The organism is Tenacibaculum pelagium (assembly GCF_014062345.1).
Lineage (GTDB): Bacteria > Bacteroidota > Bacteroidia > Flavobacteriales > Flavobacteriaceae > Polaribacter > Polaribacter pelagius.
Genome location: NZ_JACGLS010000003.1, coordinates 186,078 through 207,993 on the forward strand (window position 1 = coordinate 186,078; position 21,916 = coordinate 207,993).

General features: G+C 30.2%; 17 protein-coding genes. 9 read left to right on the forward strand and 8 right to left on the reverse strand.

What is annotated here, in order from left to right:
• The first annotated feature begins 33 nt into the window (after window positions 1-33).
• The 5 genes from H3Z83_RS07945 (at window position 34) to H3Z83_RS07965 (ending at window position 9,073) form a co-directional block, all read left to right on the forward strand.
• Window positions 34-4,425 carry a translocation/assembly module TamB domain-containing protein gene (locus H3Z83_RS07945; RefSeq protein ID WP_182124945.1) on the forward strand — a complete coding sequence of 1,464 codons (4,392 nt, stop codon included), beginning with the start codon at window positions 34-36 and terminating at the stop codon, window positions 4,423-4,425.
• A 10-nt stretch (window positions 4,426-4,435) separates the two neighbouring features.
• Entirely contained in the window at window positions 4,436-5,359 is a 924-nt protein-coding gene (locus H3Z83_RS07950; protein ID WP_182124946.1) for a DUF368 domain-containing protein, read from the forward strand.
• A 32-nt stretch (window positions 5,360-5,391) separates the two neighbouring features.
• Window positions 5,392-6,399 carry a DUF368 domain-containing protein gene (locus H3Z83_RS07955; RefSeq protein WP_182124947.1) on the forward strand — a complete coding sequence of 336 codons (1,008 nt, stop codon included), beginning with the start codon at window positions 5,392-5,394 and terminating at the stop codon, window positions 6,397-6,399.
• On the forward strand, window positions 6,380-7,138 hold the full coding sequence (locus tag H3Z83_RS07960; RefSeq protein WP_182124948.1) for a shikimate dehydrogenase family protein: 759 nt from the start codon (window positions 6,380-6,382) through the stop codon (window positions 7,136-7,138). Before H3Z83_RS07955 ends, H3Z83_RS07960 begins: the two co-directional genes overlap by 20 nt.
• A 90-nt stretch (window positions 7,139-7,228) precedes the next feature.
• On the forward strand, window positions 7,229-9,073 hold the full coding sequence (locus tag H3Z83_RS07965) for a DUF349 domain-containing protein (RefSeq protein ID WP_182124949.1): 1,845 nt from the start codon (window positions 7,229-7,231) through the stop codon (window positions 9,071-9,073).
• A 147-nt stretch (window positions 9,074-9,220) separates the two neighbouring features.
• Here the strand turns inward: H3Z83_RS07965 and H3Z83_RS07970 are convergent, their stop codons facing one another.
• The 3 genes from H3Z83_RS07970 to H3Z83_RS07980 form a co-directional block, all read right to left on the reverse strand.
• Complete coding sequence (locus H3Z83_RS07970) at window positions 9,221-9,919, reverse strand: DKNYY domain-containing protein (RefSeq protein ID WP_182124950.1); 699 nt, start codon at window positions 9,917-9,919, stop codon at window positions 9,221-9,223.
• A gap of 170 nt (window positions 9,920-10,089) precedes the next feature.
• Window positions 10,090-10,860 (reverse strand): zinc ribbon domain-containing protein, encoded by a 771-nt coding sequence (locus H3Z83_RS07975; protein WP_182124951.1) that lies wholly within the window; start codon window positions 10,858-10,860, stop codon window positions 10,090-10,092.
• A 3-nt stretch (window positions 10,861-10,863) separates the two neighbouring features.
• Window positions 10,864-11,958 (reverse strand): Nif3-like dinuclear metal center hexameric protein, encoded by a 1,095-nt coding sequence (locus H3Z83_RS07980; RefSeq protein ID WP_182124952.1) that lies wholly within the window; start codon window positions 11,956-11,958, stop codon window positions 10,864-10,866.
• A 50-nt stretch (window positions 11,959-12,008) separates the two neighbouring features.
• Here H3Z83_RS07980 and lpxK point away from each other — a divergent pair, with 50 nt between their 5' ends.
• Window positions 12,009-13,034 carry a tetraacyldisaccharide 4'-kinase gene (gene lpxK, locus H3Z83_RS07985; RefSeq protein WP_182124953.1) on the forward strand — a complete coding sequence of 342 codons (1,026 nt, stop codon included), beginning with the start codon at window positions 12,009-12,011 and terminating at the stop codon, window positions 13,032-13,034.
• Between the two features lie 56 nt (window positions 13,035-13,090).
• Window positions 13,091-13,552 carry a thioredoxin family protein gene (locus tag H3Z83_RS07990; RefSeq protein WP_182124954.1) on the forward strand — a complete coding sequence of 154 codons (462 nt, stop codon included), beginning with the start codon at window positions 13,091-13,093 and terminating at the stop codon, window positions 13,550-13,552.
• Here H3Z83_RS07990 and H3Z83_RS07995 read toward each other — a convergent pair.
• Genes H3Z83_RS07995 through H3Z83_RS08010 form a run of 4 tightly spaced genes read right to left on the reverse strand, consistent with a single transcriptional unit; the run spans window position 13,549 to window position 17,953 of the window.
• A complete protein-coding gene (locus tag H3Z83_RS07995) occupies window positions 13,549-15,525 on the reverse strand; it encodes a GTP-binding protein (RefSeq protein WP_182124955.1) in 1,977 nt (658 codons plus the stop codon). The two genes, H3Z83_RS07990 and H3Z83_RS07995, sit on opposite strands and share 4 nt — an antisense overlap.
• 28 nt (window positions 15,526-15,553) lie before the next feature.
• Complete coding sequence (locus H3Z83_RS08000; protein ID WP_182124956.1) at window positions 15,554-16,615, reverse strand: mannose-1-phosphate guanylyltransferase; 1,062 nt, start codon at window positions 16,613-16,615, stop codon at window positions 15,554-15,556.
• Between the two features lie 38 nt (window positions 16,616-16,653).
• A complete protein-coding gene (locus tag H3Z83_RS08005) occupies window positions 16,654-17,253 on the reverse strand; it encodes a SprT-like domain-containing protein (RefSeq protein WP_182124957.1) in 600 nt (199 codons plus the stop codon).
• Window positions 17,254-17,272: 19 nt separating this feature from the next.
• Complete coding sequence (locus tag H3Z83_RS08010) at window positions 17,273-17,953, reverse strand: SDR family NAD(P)-dependent oxidoreductase (RefSeq protein WP_182124958.1); 681 nt, start codon at window positions 17,951-17,953, stop codon at window positions 17,273-17,275.
• Window positions 17,954-18,027: 74 nt separating this feature from the next.
• On the opposite strand from H3Z83_RS08010, the gene H3Z83_RS08015 reads away from it, so the two are divergent.
• A complete protein-coding gene (locus H3Z83_RS08015; protein ID WP_182124959.1) occupies window positions 18,028-19,311 on the forward strand; it encodes a metal-dependent hydrolase family protein in 1,284 nt (427 codons plus the stop codon).
• Between the two features lie 71 nt (window positions 19,312-19,382).
• Entirely contained in the window at window positions 19,383-20,390 is a 1,008-nt protein-coding gene (locus H3Z83_RS08020; RefSeq protein WP_182124960.1) for a hypothetical protein, read from the forward strand.
• Here the strand turns inward: H3Z83_RS08020 and H3Z83_RS08025 are convergent.
• Window positions 20,387-21,883, reverse strand: coding sequence for a hypothetical protein (locus H3Z83_RS08025; protein WP_182124961.1), 1,497 nt, complete (start codon window positions 21,881-21,883; stop codon window positions 20,387-20,389). The two genes, H3Z83_RS08020 and H3Z83_RS08025, sit on opposite strands and share 4 nt — an antisense overlap.
• Window positions 21,884-21,916: the final 33 nt, after the last annotated feature.

The window sequence follows — 21,916 nt, forward strand, 5'->3', positions numbered from 1 at the left end:
AGAATTGTAAAGTATATACTACTTTTTTTACTCTTGCTTTTTATTTTACTTTCACTACCAGCTGTTCAAACTAGAATAGCGAAGAAAGCAACAACTTTACTTAATAAAGAGTTTAATACTAATATTGTTGTTAAAAAAGTTGACCTATCGTGGTTAGGTATTTTGCAACTTAAAGAGATTGAAATTAGAGATCACCATAAAGACACACTTATTTTTGTAAAAAACTTAAGTACTTCGCTTTTAAATGCTAAAAGAGTTATTGAAAACAGAGTTGATTTAGGAGAAGCTTCTTTGTCAGGAATTCATTTTTATATGAAAACATATAAAGGCGAAAAAAACGATAATATGTCAATCTTCATAGATAGTTTTGAAGATGGTAAACCAAGAGATAGCTTATCTAATCCGTTTATTTTACGAAGTGATAAGATTTCATTAGATGATTTAACTTTTAAGTTGTTAGACGAAAATAAAAAAGACCCACTTCAATTTGCGGCTTATAAGGCAGGTGGAGAGCTGAATGATTTTTCAATTATTGGTCCTGATGTATCCCTGAAAATTAGAGGGATGCACTTTACTGAAAATAGGGGAGTAAATGTATCTAATTTATCTACTGATTTCTCTTACACACTAAAGCAAATGCTTTTTGAGAAAACAACGCTCGAAACAGATAATAAATCTAAAATAATTGGTGATATAAAGCTTACATATAACCGTAAAGATTTAGCCAATTTTAATGATAAAGTTAAGATTAAAGCGAAGTTTGTAAAGAGTGCTCTCGCAGTTAAAGATTTAAGCAAGTTATATAGCGAACTAAGTGGTAATGATGTATTGTATTTTACTGGAAATATTAACGGAGTACTAAATAACTTTAGTGCTAATGATATAAGATTACATTCTAAAAGAGGAATGAGAATTATTGGTGATATGGGATTTGTTAATGCGATAAAAACCAGTAGAGGATTTGTTTTTGATGCTGACTTAGATAACGTAACAGCCAATTACCAACAATTAAAAAGTGTGTTACCTAATCTACTAGGTAAAAGTTTGCCTTCAGAATTTCAGCGATTAGGGAATTTTACAATGCAAGGAATTGTAAAAGTTACACCTGAGCAAATGGATGCAACGCTGTCTGTTGATTCAGAAATAGGAACTACAATTTCCGACCTTCAACTTACCAATATCGATAATATTGATGAAGCTACTTATATCGGTGAAGTAGAGTTTAAAGATTTTGATTTAGGCGTATTTACCAACGATCCTATTTTAGGAAAAATCTCATTAAAAGCTGATGTAAACGGTAGCGGTTTTAATGTAGATAATATCAACACAACAATTATTGGTAAGGTAAGTAGCTTAACATTTAATAAATATGAGTATAAAGAGTTAAATGTAAATGGGCAGTTTCAAAACAAAAAATTTGATGGTTTATTGAGTGCTAAGGATGACAATTTTAAATTGAAATTTGAAGGGTTAGCAGATTTTTCATCAGCCATAAATAAGTTTGATTTCGTTGCCAATATCGACCGAATAGATTTAAAAAAGACTAATCTATTTACTCGTGATAGTATTGCGGAGTTAAAAGGAAATGTAAACTTAAATATCTCAGGAAATACTTTTGATGATATCGTTGGTAAAGCAACATTTAAAAACTTAATATATAAAAATCAAAAGCAGAGCTACGCCTTTAAAAGATTCGAGGTAAACTCATCTGTAAAAGATAGTATTAAAACAATTAATGTAGATTCTGAAGATATTGTAAAAGGGCAATTAAAAGGTAAGTTTTCTTTTGATGAGTTGATACCAATTACTCAAAATGCCTTGGGTAGTGTTTATACTAATTATCAACCGCATAAGGTAGCTCCTAATCAGTTTTTAGATTTCGATTTTACAATTTACAATCAAATAATCGATGTGTTTTTACCAGAAGTTTCTATAGGAAAGAACACAAAATTAAAAGGACGAATAAATTCAGATAAGAATTCTGTTAAGTTAACATTCTCATCTCCTGAAATTGATGCGTATAAGAATGTTATTGAGAATATGGTGCTGAGATTAGATAATAAAAACCCACTCTATAATACCCACTTAACAGCAGGTAAGATTAATACAAAATATTATAATATTGAAAAACTGAATTTACTAAACCGTACAAAAAATGATACATTGTTTTTTAAATCGGTTTTTAAAGGAGGAAAGAATTATACAGAAACTTATGATCTCGATTTTTTCTATACGATAAACGAATTACAAAAATCTGTTGTAGGGATACAGAAATCAACTTTTAACTATAAAGGATTTGATTGGGTCATCAATCCAAAAAGCGATTTAAATAATAAAGTTTCTTTTAATTTAAAAGAAGATAATTTTGAGATAAGTCCGTTTGAATTCAAGTCAGGAAATCAAAAAATAGGATTTAAAGGAATTGTTAGAGATAGCACTTACAAAGATGTACAAGCTAATTTTGAGAACGTAAAATTAGCGAGTTTTTTACCGCCTGTAGATAGTTTAAAATTGAACGGAAATTTAAACGGAATTGTTGATTTTAAACAGGAAGGAAAAAGGTTTGCTCCGAAAGGAAATTTATTAATCGAAAACTTTAAAATAAACGATTTACCTCAAGGTGATTTAGCTTTAAATGTATCTGGAGATAACTCATACGAAAAGTTTAAAGTAAATCTTTCTTTAGCAAACGATAGAGCTAAAAATATTTCGGCTGTTGGTGGAGTTGATTTTTCAAAAGATAGACCTACTGTTGATTTAGATGTCTTTTTAAAAGAATATGAAATTGCAGCATTTAGTCCGTTAGGAGAAGAAGTTTTAAATAAACTTAGGGGAAAAGTTACGGGTAATTTTACAGCCAAAGGCTTTTTGAGTAATCCTGATTTTCAAGGAGTTTTAAATTTTGAAGACGCTGGTTTAACTTTTCCTTATTTAAACGTTGATTTTAATTTAAAAGGAAACACAAGTGTTGTTTTAAATCGTAATGAATTTCAATTAAATAATATTGTATTAGAAGATACAAAATATTTAACTAGAGGAAATTTGTCAGGAAGTATAGCACATCAAAATTTTAAAGACTGGTTTTTAAATCTTAAAATTAATACGAATAATTTACTAGTGTTAGATACACAAGAAGAAGAAGAGGTACAATATTATGGCACAGGATTTTTAGATGGTATCGCAAAAATAACTGGACAAACAAGTAATCTTTTCATTCGTTTAAATGGAAAAACTAATAGAGGAACCAAATTCGTTATTCCTCTTAGTGATGTAAAAACGATTGATAATTATAAATTAATTCGTTTTAAAACAGGAAAGTCTGAAAATGAAGAAAAGAATAAAAAAACTAAAGATATTAAAGGCTTAGAGCTAGAGATTAATTTAGATGTTACTAAAGATGCAGTTGCTCAAGTGGTAATAGATAAAGTTTCTGGAAGTGAATTAAAAGGTAGTGGAGAAGGTAATTTAAGAATTGACATAAATACGCTTGGTAAGTTTAATATGTATGGTAATTTTAAGATTGATAACGGATTGTACAATTTTAAATATGCTGGTATAACGAAACCATTTATAGTACAAAAAGGAGGAACTATATCTTGGGATGGAGATCCTTATAATGCCGAGTTAGATTTAACAGCGATATATAGAACAAAAGCAAATCCTGCACAATTATTAGATAATATCAATTCTAATCGTAAAATTCCTATAGATTTATATACAAAAATTACAGGAAGCTTATTCGATTCAAAGCAAGAATTTGATATTAAAATACCTAATGCAAACTCAACTGTAGCATCTGAGTTAGAGTTTATTTTAAACGGAAATGATTTGAATACTAAAATGCAGCATTTCTCATTTTTATTAGCATTTGGTACTTTTTATAACCAAGAGACTATCGGTAATAGTGCTGCTTCAGGATTAACAGGAACGGCATCTCAAATTGCTTCTAGTATCTTAACCAATATGTTAAACTCTAAAGGAAATAAATTTCAATTAGGATTAGGGTATGTACAAGGTGATAGAAGTAACGTTGATGATTTAAATTCTGATGATCAGGTAGATGTTTCCTTTTCAACCCAGTTTGGAGATCGAGTTTTAGTAAACGGAAAAGTGGGAGTTCCAGTAGGAGCAAATACACAAACTAGTGTGGTAGGTGAAGTAAAAGTTGAGGTGTTGTTGAATGAAGAAGGAAATTTAAGAGCAAATGTTTTTAACCGTCAAAATGAAATTCAGAATTCAACAGAAGAAGAAGGATACACACAAGGAGTTGGTATATCGTATCAGGTAAACTTTAATAATTTATCTGAGCTAGGTAAAAAAATTGGACTGAAGAAGAAAAAGAAAAAAGAGGTTAAAAAAGATACTTTAAAGCCTAAAAAGAACAATTTAATTAAGTTTAAAACTAAAGAAGAAAAGAAAGAATAACCAAACTTATATGAATAGAACTAATAAAGATTACTTAGTAGTAATGTTAAAAGGAATTGCGATGGGAGCTGCAGATGTTGTTCCTGGAGTTTCAGGAGGAACAATAGCATTTATTTCAGGAATTTATGAAGAGTTATTGGGTTCAATTAGCAATATAAATTTAGATCTTTTTAAAACGCTTAAAAAAGACGGGTTTAAAGCTGCTTGGAAACAATTAAACGGTAATTTTTTAGCCTCTCTTTTTGTTGGAATATTTATAAGTATTGTTTCGTTAGCGAAAATGATTAAATGGCTACTAGAGTATAAGCCAATTTTACTATGGGCTTTCTTTTTTGGTTTAGTATTAGCTAGTATTATTTATATAGTAAAACAGGTAAAAGAGTGGAGTGTGTTAAGTATTGGTATAGGTGTTTTAACAGCTGTTTTAGGATACTTAATTACAGTTATTCCATCTGTTAACACTCAAGAGGTTAGTTATTTGTTTTTAGTTTTTTCTGGGGCAATAGCATCTTGCGCAATGATATTACCAGGTATTTCAGGTTCTTATATATTATTGTTGATTGGAATTTACCCATTGGTAATGACTGCAATATCTGATAGAGACGTGAAGGTGATTTCAGCAATTGCAGTAGGAGTTATAATTGGATTAACAACATTCTCTAAACTATTAAAATGGTTATTTACTAATTACAAGAATGAAATGTTGATTGCATTAACTGGTCTTATGATTGGGTCATTGAATAAAGTATGGCCTTGGAAAAGTGTAATTTCAACGTATACTGATAGGCATGGTGTCGTAAAACCACTTTTAGAAAAAAGTATTCTGCCTCAAAATTTTAATGGAGACTCACAATTATTGTATGCAAGTTTATTAGCAATTGTTGGATTCAGTTTAATTTTATTATTAGAAAAATTAGCTGTTAAGAAACACTAGAAATAAGTACCTTAGTCTTCTAATGAAACAGTATGTATAAGCAACGTACACTATTACAAAAAGTAAATCTTTTTTTAAAAGGGTTGGCTATGGGAGGAGCAAACAAAGTACCCGGAGTTTCTGGAGGTATGGTTGCTTTTGTAATGGGGTTTTACGAAGAACTTATTTACACATTTCAAAAAATAAATCTCAAAGCGTTTAAGTTACTTTTTAACGGACGATTTAAAAGTTTTGTTGAATATACCAATCTATCCTTTTTAGCATTTGTAATGCTAGGAAGCATGTTTAGTTATTTTAGTGTTTCATTAATTTTAGATTATTTTTTAAAGAATTACGAGCTATATGTTTGGGCGTGGTTTTTCGGAATGATAATCGGTTCGATTTATTATATCTCTAAGGATTTCGGGGATTGGAAACTTAAAAACATACTCGCTTTAATTATTGGAGCTTCTATAGGGATTGCTATTAGTTTTATGACTCCTGCTAAAGAAAACGATAATCTTTGGTTTGTTTTTATTTGTGGAATTATTGGTGTTTCTGGAATGACTTTACCTGGGCTTTCAGGTTCTTTTATTTTGATTTTATTGGGTAATTATGTGTTGCTTTTAGTTGATAGTGTAAATGTTTTTGGTAGCGTAATAAAAAGTTTGTTTTCAGGAGACTTCGAAGTATTGAAAGATCAAACTAAAGTACGTTACCTGAAAATCATAGGCGTTTTTACAGCAGGGTCAGCTTTTGGTTTAGTATCAATATCTCATGTGTTAGGATATGTTTTAAAAAGATGGCATCAAATAGTTACGGCTGTTATTATTGGTTTTATTACAGGATCTTTAGGAATAGTTTGGCCTTGGAAAAAAACAATTTATAAAACAGAAGGGACTAATTTTTTATTGGATCAAAACGGAAATAAAGTTGTAGAAAATTATCAACGTTATATTCCAGATTTTTCTTCAACCGAAACATGGATTTCAATAGGATTTATATGCTCCGGTATCGCTTTAATTTTAATTATTGATTTTTATGGGAAAAGAAAAAAATAAAGCGCTTTTTGCTTTAGTGGGTAGAAATATTTCTTACTCGTTTTCTAAAGGATATTTTACGAATAAATTTAAAGAGCTAAATTTTAATACTCATGAGTATATCAATTTAGATATTCAGGATATTAAAGAGCTTCCTCAAAAAATAAAAGAAAATAAGAAGTCGTTAAAAGGATTAAATGTTACAATTCCTTATAAGCTAGAGGTGTTTAATTATTTAGATAAGATTGATAAGAAAGCCCTAAAAGTTGGAGCTGTTAATACAATAAAGATTACTAAAAAAGGACGATTGAAAGGTTTTAATACCGATGTTTATGGTTTTAAAAGATCATTAAAGCCCTTATTAAAAAGCAACCATAAAAAGGCGCTGATTTTAGGAACAGGAGGAGCATCTAAAGCAGTAGCATTCGTGCTTGATAAATTAGAAATCAAATATAAATTTGTTTCGAGAAATCCAGAAGGTAAAAAACAAATATCATACAAAGAACTAACTCAAAAAAGTATAGCTTCTCATCATTTAATAATTAACTGCACACCGTTAGGTACTCATCCAAATATTGATAGTTGCCCGGATATTCCGTATGAATTTTTAACAGAAAATCATTTGTTATACGATTTGATATACAACCCATCTGAAACCACTTTTTTAAGAAAAGGAAAAGAAAAAGGGGCAAGTATAAAAAACGGATTAGAAATGTTAGAGCAACAAGCCGAAAAAGCTTGGGAAATTTGGAATGAATAAAAGAGATTATTGCCCTAAAATAAACTTTGGTATTTTATAAGAATCCGTATCTTTATAATCTAAATTAATTGGAACTTAAACATTGTATATATGTTAGAAAATAACGAGGAAAAAGTAGAACAACCTATAGTTGAGGAGAATACAGTAGCAAATTCAGAAATAGAAAGTGCTGTAAATGAAGTTGAGAATGAAGTAGCAAATGAAGCTGAAAAAGCTGAAGAGAAGCATGAAATAAAAATGCTTGACTACGCTTCAATGGAGTTGGATAGTTTGGTTGATGAATTAAGCAAGTTGTTAAAAGGACATCCTGTTCAACAATTAAAGTCAAATGTAGAAGCACTTAAAAGTGCTTTTAATACAAAATTTGGTGCGTTGTTAGCAGAGAAAAAAGCAGCTTTTTTAGCAGATGGAGGTAATTCAATCGATTTTCAATTTTCTAGCCCAGTAAAATCAGAATACAATAAGTTATTAGGAGAATATAAATCTAAGCGAGATGCGTATTATTCTCAGTTAGAAAGTCAATTAAAAGATAATTTAGAGAAACGTAATAATTTAATTGATGAGTTAAAGTCGTTAATTACAAATGCGGATCCTAAAACAATGTATAACGATTTTCAAGCAATACAAAAGCGATGGAAATCTATTGGGGCGGTTCCAAAAACAAAATACAATGATACCTGGAAAATTTACCACCACCATGTTGAGCGTTTCTACGATTTATTACATTTAAATAAAGATTTTAGAGAACTAGATTTTAAACATAATTTAGAAGAGAAATTAAAGTTAATTTCTAGAGCAGAAGCTTTAAATGAAGTAGCAGATGTTAATGCAGCATTTAAAGATTTACAGGAATTGCACCGTATGTGGAAAGAAGAAATTGGTCCTGTAGGTAAAGATCATAGAGAAGAAGTTTGGGGAAAATTTAGTGAAGCAACTAAAAAAATACACGACAAGCGTCACCAGTATTTTAAAGAATTAAAATCGAAGTATCAAGATATGATTGATGCTAAATTAGAAGTTGTTGCAGAAATTAATGCGTACGATACATCTAATAATAAAACACATAACGATTGGCAAAAAAGTATTGTAGCTATAGAAGCAATGCGAAAAAAATATTTCGATATTGGTAAGCTTCCATATAGTAAAAGCGAATCGGTGTGGCAACAATTTAAAGCAGCTACCAAAAAATTTAATACTGCTAAAAATACTTTTTATAAGTTTGAAAAAAGTGCTCAGAATGACAACTTAAAAAAGAAAATGGCATTGGTTGAGTTGGCAGAAAGTATTAAAGATAGCGATGATTGGAACGAGGCTACCAATACCATGAAGCGTATTCAGGCTGATTGGAAGAAAATAGGACACGTGCCAAGAAAATTTTCTGATGATATCTGGAAGCGTTTTAAAAATGCTTGTAATTTTTATTTTGATAGATTACATGCTCAGAAAAACGAGCAAAATAAAGAGCAATTAGCTGTTGTTGAAGCGAAGAAAGAATACATCGAGCAAATTAAAGCTAGCGAAAGTTTTACTTTAGATAATGTTAAAGAGGCTATTTTAAAGTGGAGAGAATTAGGATCTTTACCTAGAAATGCACGTCATTTAGATGAGAAATTTAACAAAGCAATTGATGCTCATTTAGGTGGATTAAACATGAGTAGAGCAGACATTGAAATGATGAAGTTTAAAAATGTTGTGGATACTTATTTAGCGCAAGAAGACTATAGAAAGTTAGATGGAGAACAATATTTTATCCGCAAAAGAATAGACGAAACTGTTCGTGAAATGCAACAATTAGAAAATAACTTAAGTTTTATTTCTAACGCAACAGCAGATAATCCTCTAGTACAGAACGTACGTAAAGGAATTCAAGAGTTTAAAGACCAATTAGATGTTTGGCAAGCGAAACTAGAATATGTAAAGAAATTAGATCATTAATAAAATTTAATAAACGACAAAATAAGCCTCTTGATTATATAATGTCAGGAGGCTTATTGTTTTTTCTTCCCTTATGCTTGTTATTACTAAGGGAATTTCAAGTATTAGAGAAGTAAATGTTTAAAAGTTATTTACTGTTCAGAAACTTTATTGATTTTTTCTCTTTTTTTTGCCTTGCTTGTAATGATTGATTTTGTCTGAAGCAATTTCTGTTGTGGGGTCAATTATAAAACTGTCAGGGTCAGCATCTTTTATAATTTCTCTATGATAATATACATTGTTTTTATCCTTAGAGTAATTTGCTTCTAAAACTTTAAACGTATTGTAATCAATACCGTCGAAAACCTTGTTTTCGTAAAAAAAATTACGCTCATCTTTAGCCCATAATTCATTAATGATCTGGAAAGTATTAGGGTCACAATCTTTGATTATATCACTTCCAAAAAAAACAAAGTTGTTATCTTTTGCTAAGCTACAATCTAAATAAAAAAATGTTTTGTAATTAGCCTTTTTTAAGTAGAAGTCTTTATAAAAAACGCTGTCATTTTTAATTCTGTATGAATCGCAAAAGCCAATGTAACCTTTTTCCTTTTTCTTTTCTAATTCAGACAAAAATTCAGATTGATAATTTTCATCTGTACCAAAAATATTTAAATAACCAATAAACATCAAAATTATAGAAGATAGAGGAAGTATATAAGCTGCGTATTTTAATTTTATAAAAACTCTAGCATTAATTTCGGCAATTAATAATAGAATTAATGGGTAAGAGTTCATTCCAAAAAATAAGATATAGTTTTTTATCTCAGAATTACTACTTGGAGCATCAAAAATAAAAATACTCATAAAGAATATCAAAGGCCATATTAAAATAGGTAGAAGAACGAGAAAATTAAAATATTTAAAACTATTAGGTAGCTCTTTGGAGAAAGATTTTAGTTTCATGCGTTATTTTTAATAAAGATAATAAAAAAAGCTCTCGATATCGAGAGCTTTTTATATATGTTAGAAAAATATTAAGCAAATAAGCTGTCAATTTTATCTTTTTCTTCTTGTGCTAAAGCAGCATCTACTAAAATACGACCACTGTGCTCATCAATTGTAATCTTCTTACGATTTGCAATCTCTAATTGTACCTGTGGTGGAATTGTAAAGAAAGAACCTCCTGCAGCTCCACGCTCAATAGCAACAACTGCTAATCCGTTTCTTACTTTAGTACGAATTCTTGTGTAAGCATTTAATAAGTGCTCGTCGATAGATTTTGAAAATTCAATAGACTTTTCTTTTAATAATTGCTCTTCTTTCTCAGTTTCTTTTAAAATTGCATCTAACTCGTTTTTCTTGTGAGTTAAGTGGTTTTCTTGCTGAGCTAATTTTTCTTTAGTTGCATCAATAACTTCATTTTTCTGAGCTATTTTAGCCTTGTATTCTTTAATTCTTTTTTCAGATAATTGAATCTCTAATTCTTGGTATTCAACTTCTTTTGTTAAAGAATCAAACTCACGATTGTTACGAACATTTTTTTGTTGCTCCTCGTACTTAGCAATTAAAGTTTTAGATTCTTCAATAGCTAATTTCTTATTATTAATATCAGTATCTAAATTACTAACATCCTCTCCTAAATTAGAAAGTCTAGTATTTAATCCGGCAACTTCATCTTCTAAATCTTCTACTTCTAAAGGTAATTCACCACGCACGTTTCTAATCTCGTCAATTCTAGAATCGATTAATTGTAAATCGTATAACGCTCTTAACTTTTCTTCTACCGTTACTTCTTTTTTTGCCATCTGTTATATATAGTGTATTGGATTTGTGCTTTTTTCGCTTAAAATAATGGCAAAAGTACTAAATTTTTTACTAAGATAATCAACCAAAAGGTTTTTTGTAAACTGCTCGCTTTCATAATGTCCTACATCTGCCAATAATATTCTTTTTTCAGCTTTAAAAAACTCATGATATTTAAAATCCGCACTTATATAGGCATCAGCTTTTGCACGTATGGCATTTTTAATAGCAAAGCTACCAGAACCTCCTAAAACAGCCACTTTTTTTATTGATTTATTTAGTAGTTCTGAATGGCGCACACAATCAGTCTTAAAAGTCTTTTTTACAAATTGTAAAAAGTCTTTTTCGTTCATTTCTGATGGAAGCTCACCAATCATTCCCATACCTACATTTTGATTACTGTTGTCTAACGTAATAATTTCGTAAGCAACTTCTTCATATGGATGGTTTTTAAACAGGGCATTTAATATTTTACCTTCTAAAAAACTATTAAAAGTAACCGAAATACAAGTTTCCTCTTCAAAGCGTAATTCCCCTTTTTGTCCAACCACAGGGTTAGAATCTTCATTCCCTTTAAAACTTCCTTTGCCTTCTACATTAAATGAGCAGTTTTCATAATTTCCAATATTTCCTGCTCCAGCTTCAAAAAGTTTATTTCTTAAATTATTAGCTTCCGCAAAAGGAACATAGGTGGTTAGCTTTTTTATAATTCCTTTTTTAGGAATTAATGTTTTACAATTTTGCAAACCTAAAACTTCACACATTTTAGCCGAAACACCATTGTTAACATTGTCTAAAGCTGTATGTGTTGCGTAAATGGCAATATTGTTTTGAATGGCTTTTAAAACCACACGTTCAACATAATTACTGCCGTTAATTTTTTTCAATCCGCCAAATACAATAGGGTGGAAGCTTATAATTAAATTACAATTTTTAGCAATAGCTTCATCTACAGTTTCTTCTAAAGTATCAAGCGTAACTAAAACTCCATTTACTTCGGTATTGTAGTTTCCTATTAATAAACCAACATTGTCAAAATCTTCCGCATATGATAGTGGAGCTAATTGCTCAATGTAACTTGTAACGTCTTTTATTTGCATAGTGTAAAATATCTTGAATCAAAGTTAAGATTTTTATTACTTTTGATATAATGAAGTTACTTCGATTTTTATTATTTCCGTTTGCAGTTTTATATGATGTAATTACGACGATTCGTAATTGGTTTTTCGATATCGGAATTTTAAAATCTACTTCTTTTGATATTCCTGTAATAGCCGTTGGAAACTTAAGTGTTGGAGGTACTGGAAAATCTCCTCAAATAGAATATTTGATACGTTTACTACAAGATGATTATTCGATTGCTGTTTTAAGTAGAGGGTATAAGCGTAAAACAAAAGGATTTCAAATTGTAAACGACAACCATCAGGCTATTGATGTTGGTGATGAACCACTTCAGTTTTATAAAAAGTTTAGGAATAAGATTACGGTTGCAGTTGATGCAAATAGAACGAATGGGATTCAACAATTATTAAAAAGTAAAAATCCAGCAGAAGTAGTTTTATTAGATGATGCGTTTCAGCATAGAAAAGTAAAAGCAAGTACGTATATTCTGCTAACAAAATACAACGATCTATATTCTGATGATTTTATGTTGCCAACGGGTAATTTAAGAGAGGATAGAAGAGGAGCGAAGAGAGCCGATGTAATTATTGTAACAAAATGCCCTGAAGATTTATCAGAACTAGATCAGAAGAATATTCTTAAAAAGATAAAGCCAGCGAAAAATCAGCAAGTGTTTTTTACTACGATTTCTTATAATGAGGATTTAAAAGGAGAGAGTAAGCTTTCTATTTCTGAACTAAAAAACAAAGAAGTTTTGTTGGTTACAGGTATTGCAAACCCGAAGCCATTACTTAATTATTTAGATGCTAAAGAAATTAAGTATAAACACTTAAACTATCCTGATCATCATAACTTTACAAAAGATGATATTGATAAAGTGGTTAAAACAAAACAAGAGCTTTCATCGTCAAAATCAATTGTTTTAACAACAGAAAAAGATTTTATGCGTTTAAGTGGTAAAATTGAAAATCTGTATTATATTTCGATACAATCTGAGTTTTTAAATAATAGTGAAATATTTAACGACTTTATTTTCAGTCAAATAAAAAGTTAAAATTTTTATTTGTGGTATTATTTTTGATATTTTTGAAGCGGTAAACAATTATAACAATGAGAAAAATACTTTTGATTTTGGTTCTGTTTTTTGGAGTGAATGTAGCTTTTGCTCAAGAACATGTTGTTGCTAATGAAAATGTGAAGTGGGAAATGTCTTTTGAAAAAGCAATTAAAAAGGCAAAGAAAGAAAAGAAGCCTGTGTTAGTATTTTTTACAGGTTCAGATTGGTGTCCTCCATGTAAAAGGATAGAAAGAGAGTTGATTGAAACAGATAAGTTTAAAGGTTTTTCTGATAAAAACTTAGTGTTATATAAAGCTGATTTTCCAAGAAATAGAGATTTAGTTACTGAATCTGCAAGAAAAGAAAACGGACAGTTGAAGTTTAAATACGGTGTTAGTTCTTTTCCTACAATGCTTGTTGTAAATGCTGAAGGTGATGTTTTAGGTCAAAAAAAAGGAGCTTATATGACAGAATATTACTATCCTTTTTTAGAAGAAATTGTAAAAAACAATTAAATAACTCTTTCATCTGCTTTGTAAGCACCGCGACGGTGTAAAATCCATTGGGCTTCATCTAAAGGATTTACACCTTTAAATTCTTTCGATTTACCTTCTCCTTCTGGGCATACTGTGTATTCATGAAAAACCATGCGTAAGCGAAGGCGTCCGCTACAAATAGCATTTAATTTAATACTTAAATCTAAAGAAGTGGCTACGGGAATAGTTCCTGTAAGAGAAACTAAATCTTGCTGAAACATTGGTGTTTCTATAGAAGCTCTTCTATTGGTTAGTTCTGAAATTAGTTTGCCTAATAATTCTTCATTTGTTTTTATTTCAAAACGTAATAAAGGTTCTAGTAAATGAGTGCCACCGTTTTGTAAACCTTTCATAATTCCCATAGGAGTAGCGAGGTTAAAATCTCCAGGTCTTGAGTGTACATTATGATCTTCACCTTTAATTAAAGTGATTTTTACATCAGTGACTTCCCAACCAAGTAAACCTTGTTCTAGAGCTTTAGGAATTGTTCTAGCTATTTCGTTTTGATATTTATTATGAACATCGTTTTTTGAAACAATAGATTGATAAGTAACTCCTGAATTTAAAGGTGCTGGTTCTATTAAAAAAGTCATGATAGCCCAACATGGTTTAGGCATCCAATAACGAATATAACCTTCTGCAGCTTTACTTATAGTTTCTTTATATACAATTTGAGGTTCTGTAAAACGTACATCTATATTGAAGCGTTCTTGTAATAAGTGGGTAAGTACTTCTATTTGCATATCACCCATTAATAAGAGTATTAACTCTTTTTCAGGTTTATGCCATTTAAATTGTAAACTAGGATCTTCTTTGTCTATAATTTGTAAAGCTTGTGCAAGTGCATTATAATCTTTATCGTTAATTGCTATTACTTGTACGCTTAATACAGGGATATTTAATTGTGGTAACTTTGGAATTCCTTTTGATGTTCCAAGAATATCGCCTGCTTTTGTACCTAAAACACCAGTGACAATTCCAATATCTCCAGATTTAATATTGGTGTCTATATGTTTGGTTTGGTAAAAAGTTTTTGATTGATTGATTTTCGTTTCTAAATCTTGTGTGTGATTGTAAATAGCAGATTTAGAAGATAACTCACCCGAAAAAACTTTTACATGTGCCATAGCTCCATGTATTTTATGATGCTCTAGCTTGTACACATAAGCAGAGGTCTCTTTAGTATCACTTATTTTATTTGGTTCAATAAATTGGATGATTCCATTAAGTAATTCCTCAACACCAATGTTATTTTTAGCAATTCCAGTAAAAACGGGTGATATTATTGCTTTAGAAGTGTTTTTTGTAATAGTTTTTAAATACACTTCATCAGATAGATGAACACCATTTAAATATTGAGTTAGTAAGTTTTCATCGGTTTCAATTAATTCCTCAATAATTCCCTCTTTATTTACAGTTGAATTATTAAATACAGGATTGATATGAGCAGATGGTAATCCTTCATCATGACTAGTATATATAGCTACAGTTTTAAATTGTAATTCACTTTTTATTTGCTTTAAAACTATTTCTGTATCCGCACCTTGTCTATCTATTTTATTAATAAAAATAAGTGTAGGTATGTTTAGTTTGTGTAAAGCATCAACAATAGTTAAGGTATGTGCTTGTACACCTTCTACAGCTGAGACTACTAAAACAACAGCGTCAACAACACAAAGAGTTCTGGCAACTTCACTTGAAAAATCTACGTGACCAGGCGTATCGATTAAATTTACCTTGGTGTTTTTCCAAACAAAAGAAGTAGTTGCAGCTTTAATAGAGATACCGCGTTTTTTTTCTAAAGTTAGATTATCGGTAACAGCTGAACCTTTATCTACACTTCCAATACTTCTAATAGCTCCAGCATGATATAATAAATGTTCTGTTAAAGTTGTTTTACCAGCATCTACATGGGCTAGAATACCAATATTAAGAATTTTAGAATACTCCATTAATTAGAAGTGATGCTTTTTAAAATAGTTAGAATTTCTCTTTTGCTACTGCACTAATTTGTTTGATGTCTTGCTCGTCTTTTCTTGGGCAAATTAAAATAACATCGTCTTTTTCAACAACAATAAAATCGTTTAAACCTTGAATAATTACTTTTTTACCATTTTGAGTTCTAACCATATTTCCGCTAGCATCTCTAAAAATAGTTTTAGCTCCAACGATTGCATTTTCTTGAGTGTCTTTTTCTAATTTATTATATAAAGAACCCCAAGTACCTAAGTCGTTCCAGTCAAAATCTACAGGTAAAACATGTACGTTTTTAGCACGTTCCATAATTCCAAAATCGATAGAAATATTTTCACATTTCTCGTAATTAGATTTTATAAAATCATCTTCAAAATCGGTATTATATACATTATTTCCATCGTCTAAAATGTCAACCATTTCTGGAAGATGATTTTTAAAAGCATTGATAATACTTTTTGCCGACCAAACAAAAATTCCGGCATTCCATAAATAATCACCGCTTGATAAAAATTCTTGAGCTTTTTTGAGATGAGGTTTTTCAGTAAAATTTTTTACTTTTTTTATTACTGATGAATTTTGCTCAAATTGAATATAACCATAACCAGTATTTGGTGCATCTGGTTGAATACCTAAAGTCATTAAAATATCATCTTTCCCTGTTGCATCAAAAGAAGTTTTAATATTATTTAAAAACTCAGTTTCATTTTCTATCCAATGATCTGAAGGAGCAACTAACATAACTGCTTCAGGATTTTGATCGTATATTTTTAAAGCAGCATATAAAATACAAGGAGCAGTATTTCGCATTGCTGGCTCCAATAATAATTGCTGTTGTGTAGTTTTTGGCAGTTGTTTTAAAACTAAATCTTCGTAACGTTTATTAGTAGCGATTAAAATATTATCAGAAGGAATTAATTGATTAATTCTATTAAACGTACGTTGAATCAACGATTCGCCAGTACCTAACATATCATGAAATTGCTTTGGATATTCTTGCGTGCTTACAGGCCAAAATCTTGAGCCTACACCACCTGCCATAATTACTGCGTAATAATTGTTATTCATAAAGCTTTATTGTTACTCTTGGAAGAGTAGAATCTGAATTAGATGTTTGAAGTGATTAGTTTCACTTCCGCATTTTGATTAAAAAGATATACTTTTTTATTGGTTAAATTTAAGCATTCGTAACGAGTTCTTCGCTTATTACCTCTTTTATATAAAGTGTTTTTAAATTGAAAAACACTTTCAAATGGAATTTCAAAGATAAAACTCTTTCCGTTTTCTGCTTGTCCGCCTCGTAAAGCTAATGACAAATTTACATCTGTATCAGTACTCGCTTTTGGGTTTTTAAGATAGTTTGCTAAATGCGGAAGGATTTCTTTTGGGTAAATCTCTGGTTGTAAAAAAGGGAGCATTAAATGTTGAAAAACGGTTTTCCAATGTTTTCCGTGTGGTTGTACACGTCCGAATTTTTTATGAGTTACATGATGCGCAATTTCATGAACTAGAGTTAATAGAAATTGATGAGGATTTAAATTATTATTAACAGTAATTTGTGTTTGTCCGTTCGGAAATGTTCTAAAATCACCATGTTTTGTTTGTCGTTGATTAACGATTTTAAGACGTACTTTATGCTCGTTAATTAAATATTCAACTAACGGAACAGCTTTTTCTGGTATGTATTTTAGAAGAGTTCTATGCAAGTTTAGTTTGTTCTATTTTTTATGGTGTAGAGCTAGAAACTTGTAAAACTTTTCCGTTGTAAAACTTGTTGCCTGTTAATGAAAAATTAAAAATATAATCAGCCATTTCTTTAGCAGATAACGGAGCTACATAACCAGGGAAAGCTTCTTCTAACATTTCTGTTTGTACAGCACCTAAAGCCAATACGTTAAAAGCAATTTGTTGTTCTTTATATTCTTCAGCTAATAATTCAGACAAAGTAATAACTGCTCCTTTTGCAGAACTATAAGCTGCTAATCCTGGGAATTTCATGCTCCCTTGAATTCCGCCCATAGAACTAACGGTAACTACATGACTACCTTTTTGCATAAACGGAATTAATTGTTTGGTTAATTCGGCAACTGCAAAAACGTTTACTTTGTATACTTCTTCAAAATCGGTAGTAGTTAATTCAGTAAAAGGTTTATTAATTAGTTTTCCAGCATTATTAATTAAAATATCTACTTTTTTCCATTTGTCTTTAATGAAATCAGTAGCTTTTTTTATATCAGAGTCTTTAGATAAATCAACAGAAATTGTTGTAATGTTTTTATGATTTACAGTTTCTAAAGGTTTTATATTTCTAGATAAAGCAAGCACATGATGTCCTTCATTAGCAAATAATTGTGCTAACTCAAAACCAATACCTCTACTAGTACCTGTAATAACAATGTTTTTCATCGAATGGTAAAAATTTATAAGGAGCAAGCTACTTAATTTTTCATACATTTATAGTTCTAATTATAATTTTTATTATGAAGAAAATCAATCTTTTAATAGTGCTTTTATTCTCGGTGTCAGTATCTTTTAGTCAAACAACTCATATACTTTGCGGAAAGTTGATAGATACTGAAAAAGGAATTGTAAAAGAGAAGCAAACAATAGCAGTAAAAGGTAATAAAATTACACACCTTTATAACGGTTATGTTGTACCAAGAGGAGGAGATGTTGTAGTTGTAGATTTAAAAGATAAAGTGGTGATGCCTGGTTTGATTGATATGCACGTGCATATTGAGTTAGAATATGATAAAAAAGCAAGATTAAATAAGTACATTTTAAATGAAGCAGATATAGCTTTTAATTCAGTAAAGTTTGCTGAAACTACTTTGTTAAACGGGTTTACAACAGTTCGTGATTTAGGAGGTACTGGCGTTAATATTGCAATTAAAAAAGCAATTAAATCAGGTAAGATACCTGGACCTAGAGTTTTTACTGCCGGAAAATCTTTAGCAACTACAGGTGGTCATGCTGATCCAACCAACGGAAGTAGTAGAAAATTAATAGGAAACCCTGGTCCAAAAGAAGGAGTGGTAAATTCTGTTGAAGATGCTAAAAAAGCAGTACGTCAACGTTATAAAAACGGAGCAGATTGTATTAAAATTACAGCAACAGGTGGCGTTTTAAGTGTTGCTAAAAGTGGAGATAACCCTCAGTTTACAATTGAAGAAGTAAAAGCAATTTGTGATATGGCAAAAGATTATGGAATGCATGTAGCTGCACACGCCCATGGAGACGAAGGAATGCAGCGTGCAATTATAGGAGGTGTAAAAACAATTGAACATGGGACTTATATGAGTGATAAAACCATGGAGTTGATGAAAAAGCACAATGCGTATTTGGTTCCGACTATAACAGCAGGAAAAGAAGTAGAAGAGAAAGCAAAAGTAAAAGGATTTTATCCAGACATTGTTGTGCCTAAGGCATTAGCAGTTGGTCCTCAAATTCAAGGAACATTTGCCAAAGCGTATAAAAAAGGAGTAGGTATTGCTTTTGGTACGGATGCAGGAGTTTTTAAACACGGTAATAACGGAAAAGAGTTTGGTTATATGGTTGAAGCTGGTATGCCAGCGATGGAAACGATTCAAGCAGCTACAATTACCAATGCAAAAATTTTAAAGATGGAGAATGAGGTTGGACAAATTAAAATAGGTTTTTTAGCAGACATCATTGCAGTAGATGAAGATCCAACTAAAAATATTAATACCATGGAAAATGTTGTTTTTGTTATGAAAAACGGAAAAGTATATAAGAAAAAATAGTTTCAATAAAAGGTAACAAAACTTGAATATGAGCTACTAATAGAATAGAAGTAATTTAATAAGATTTGTATATGTATTCTAAAATTAATTTACAAAGTAATTTAATAGTTTTCGGAATTCCTTTATTGATGATTTTATCACTTATAGCTGTGGTGAAATCATCTTTTTTTATACCTAAACTTTCTCCATTCGTAATTGTAGACTTTTTAATTACTATACCTTTAGTTTATTTTTTCTTGATCAGAAAAAGAGAAATAACAAATAAAACTGTAATTACAGTTGCTTTTTTAGGTTTGGCAGTTGCAGGTATTGTACTTCCTAAAGAAAATCAATGGTTGTTGTCGCAAATAAAAGTGTATTTGTTGCCTTTGGTAGAGTTGTTTTTAGTTGGTTTTGTATTTGTTAAAGGAAGGAAAATAATTAAAAAGGTTAAAAAGAGTAATAATGATTCTTTTGATTTTTTTGATGTGATGCAACAAGTCTGTAATGATATATTACCAGCTGGAATTGGAAGTGTTTTTGCATCAGAGATTTCTGTAATTTATTATGGATTGTTTAATTGGAAAAAGAAAACACTTCAAAAAAATGAGTATAGTTACCATAAAGATAGTACAGCGGTAAGTGTTATACTTGGTTTTTTGCTAGTAGTAGTTGTAGAAATGTTTGTTACTCATGCTATGATGAAACAAGGAAATGTAAAAGGTTCATTTATTTTAGGTGTACTTAGTGTATATACGGCTTTGCAAGTAATAGCTATTTTACGTTCTTTAGCTAAAAGACCAGTTTACATTGATGTGGATAAAAAACAATTAATACTTAAGTTTGGAATATTAGCTAATGCCGTTATTCCTTTTAATCAAATAAAAGAGGTAGAGTTAACAACGAAAGAGTTGTCAGAAAAAACACAAATAAAATATTTCTCTCCATTAGGTAGTTCAGGAGGGCATAATTTAGTTTTACATCTAACAGAAGAAATTAAATTTAATAGTTTTTATGGACTTTCTAAAAAAGCTAGTTCTTTAGCTATTTTTATAGATGATAAAAATGGATTTAGACAAAGCTTAGTGAAGCATATTTAAAACTCTATATGTTGGTAAGCTCCAATATCAGGGTTTATGGTTCTGTTTACTCCTAAAATGTCTTCAGAAACCGATGAGGCTTTGGCTTTATTTATAACATCACTTTCTTTACCAATAATAAAATCGTTTTTAGAAGTATCTCTAAAGTTTGGATTTCCATTTAAAATGATGTTTTGATAATGAGATGTGTCGTCAAAGTCTAATTCAGTATTACCAGCAAACGAATTATTAAAGTCGTTAAATTGAATTAAGCAATTTTCTACACTATAATTAAAAGAGCTTCCAGCTACTTTGTCTAAGATGAACTCGATGTTATTATTTCCGTTAATAATACAATTTGTAAAATTAGCAGCAGTTAAATCTCTAGTTAAAATTGTCTCGTTATTGTTTGCATCAATTTGAGTAAAGTGATTGTTTACAATAACTGCAGGTAAGTTTCTAAAACTATTGCTCCAATAATTAGCAAAAGTACTATGTGTAAAATTGTAAGTCCCGCCAAAAGTACATGCTAAAGAAGATTGACCAGTGTTTCCAATTACAACGTTTTCTCCTAAGATATTTGCATTTCGCCCTAAGAGACCATAATTAGAGCTATTGTATATTTCAGTGTTTTTAATTGTAAGAGTAGGTTCAGTAGTATTTTCATTATCGTCTACTAAAAGACCTACACTAGCATTTTTAATAATTGCGTAATTAATTTCGTTTCTGCTATCTTCTCGCATCGAAATAAAACCCCATTGCCCAGGTATTTCACTAAATCGATGTTCTAGTCGATCGCCTTCGAAGGTTACTTTTTTATCTAACGTTCCGTTAACTAGTAAACTTCCTTTTTTGTCAATAATTAATCCTGAGTTTTTATGAAAATGAATTTTAGCTCCAGCATTAATTGTTAAAACTTTATCTTCAGCAACGGCAGCATATCCGTAAATAACATAAGGTTTTTCATCTGTAAAAGTTAATTCAGCATCCGTTAAAAAACGACCTTGTAGTTCTGTATCTCTCCCATCAATCGTTAAGGTCTCAATACCAGTACTATTTCTAGAAGGAAAAATAAAATTTGCATCTTGAACTAAGGTAACTAAATCAACATCTTGTTGATTGTTTCCGTTATCAAATAATATCTTATCAGTATATAAAGGGTTTGTTACAGTAGTAGCATTAATAGTTGTTTCTATAAAAACATAGATGCTATCGTTAGCTAAAATGTCCATGTCTCTAAATTCTTTCCCACTTTCTCCATCTACATTTAAACGATAGTTTGATGTTTGTCCGTTTTCTAATTTTATTTCAGGAATTGTAATTGCTTTATTACTTCGGTTGTATACTTTTAAATTGTAAGTAGCAGATCCAATATTAGAGAAAACAGTGTCTAAAAATACCGTGTCTTTAGAAAACTCAAGATTTCCAAAACTAGGAACGGTATCAAAATCTTTTCTACAAGAACTGATCGATATTAATAAAATAGCGGCTAAAAAAAGAAGGGCATTTTTCATAAATGAAATTTAGTAAAGATTTAAAGGTAGAAA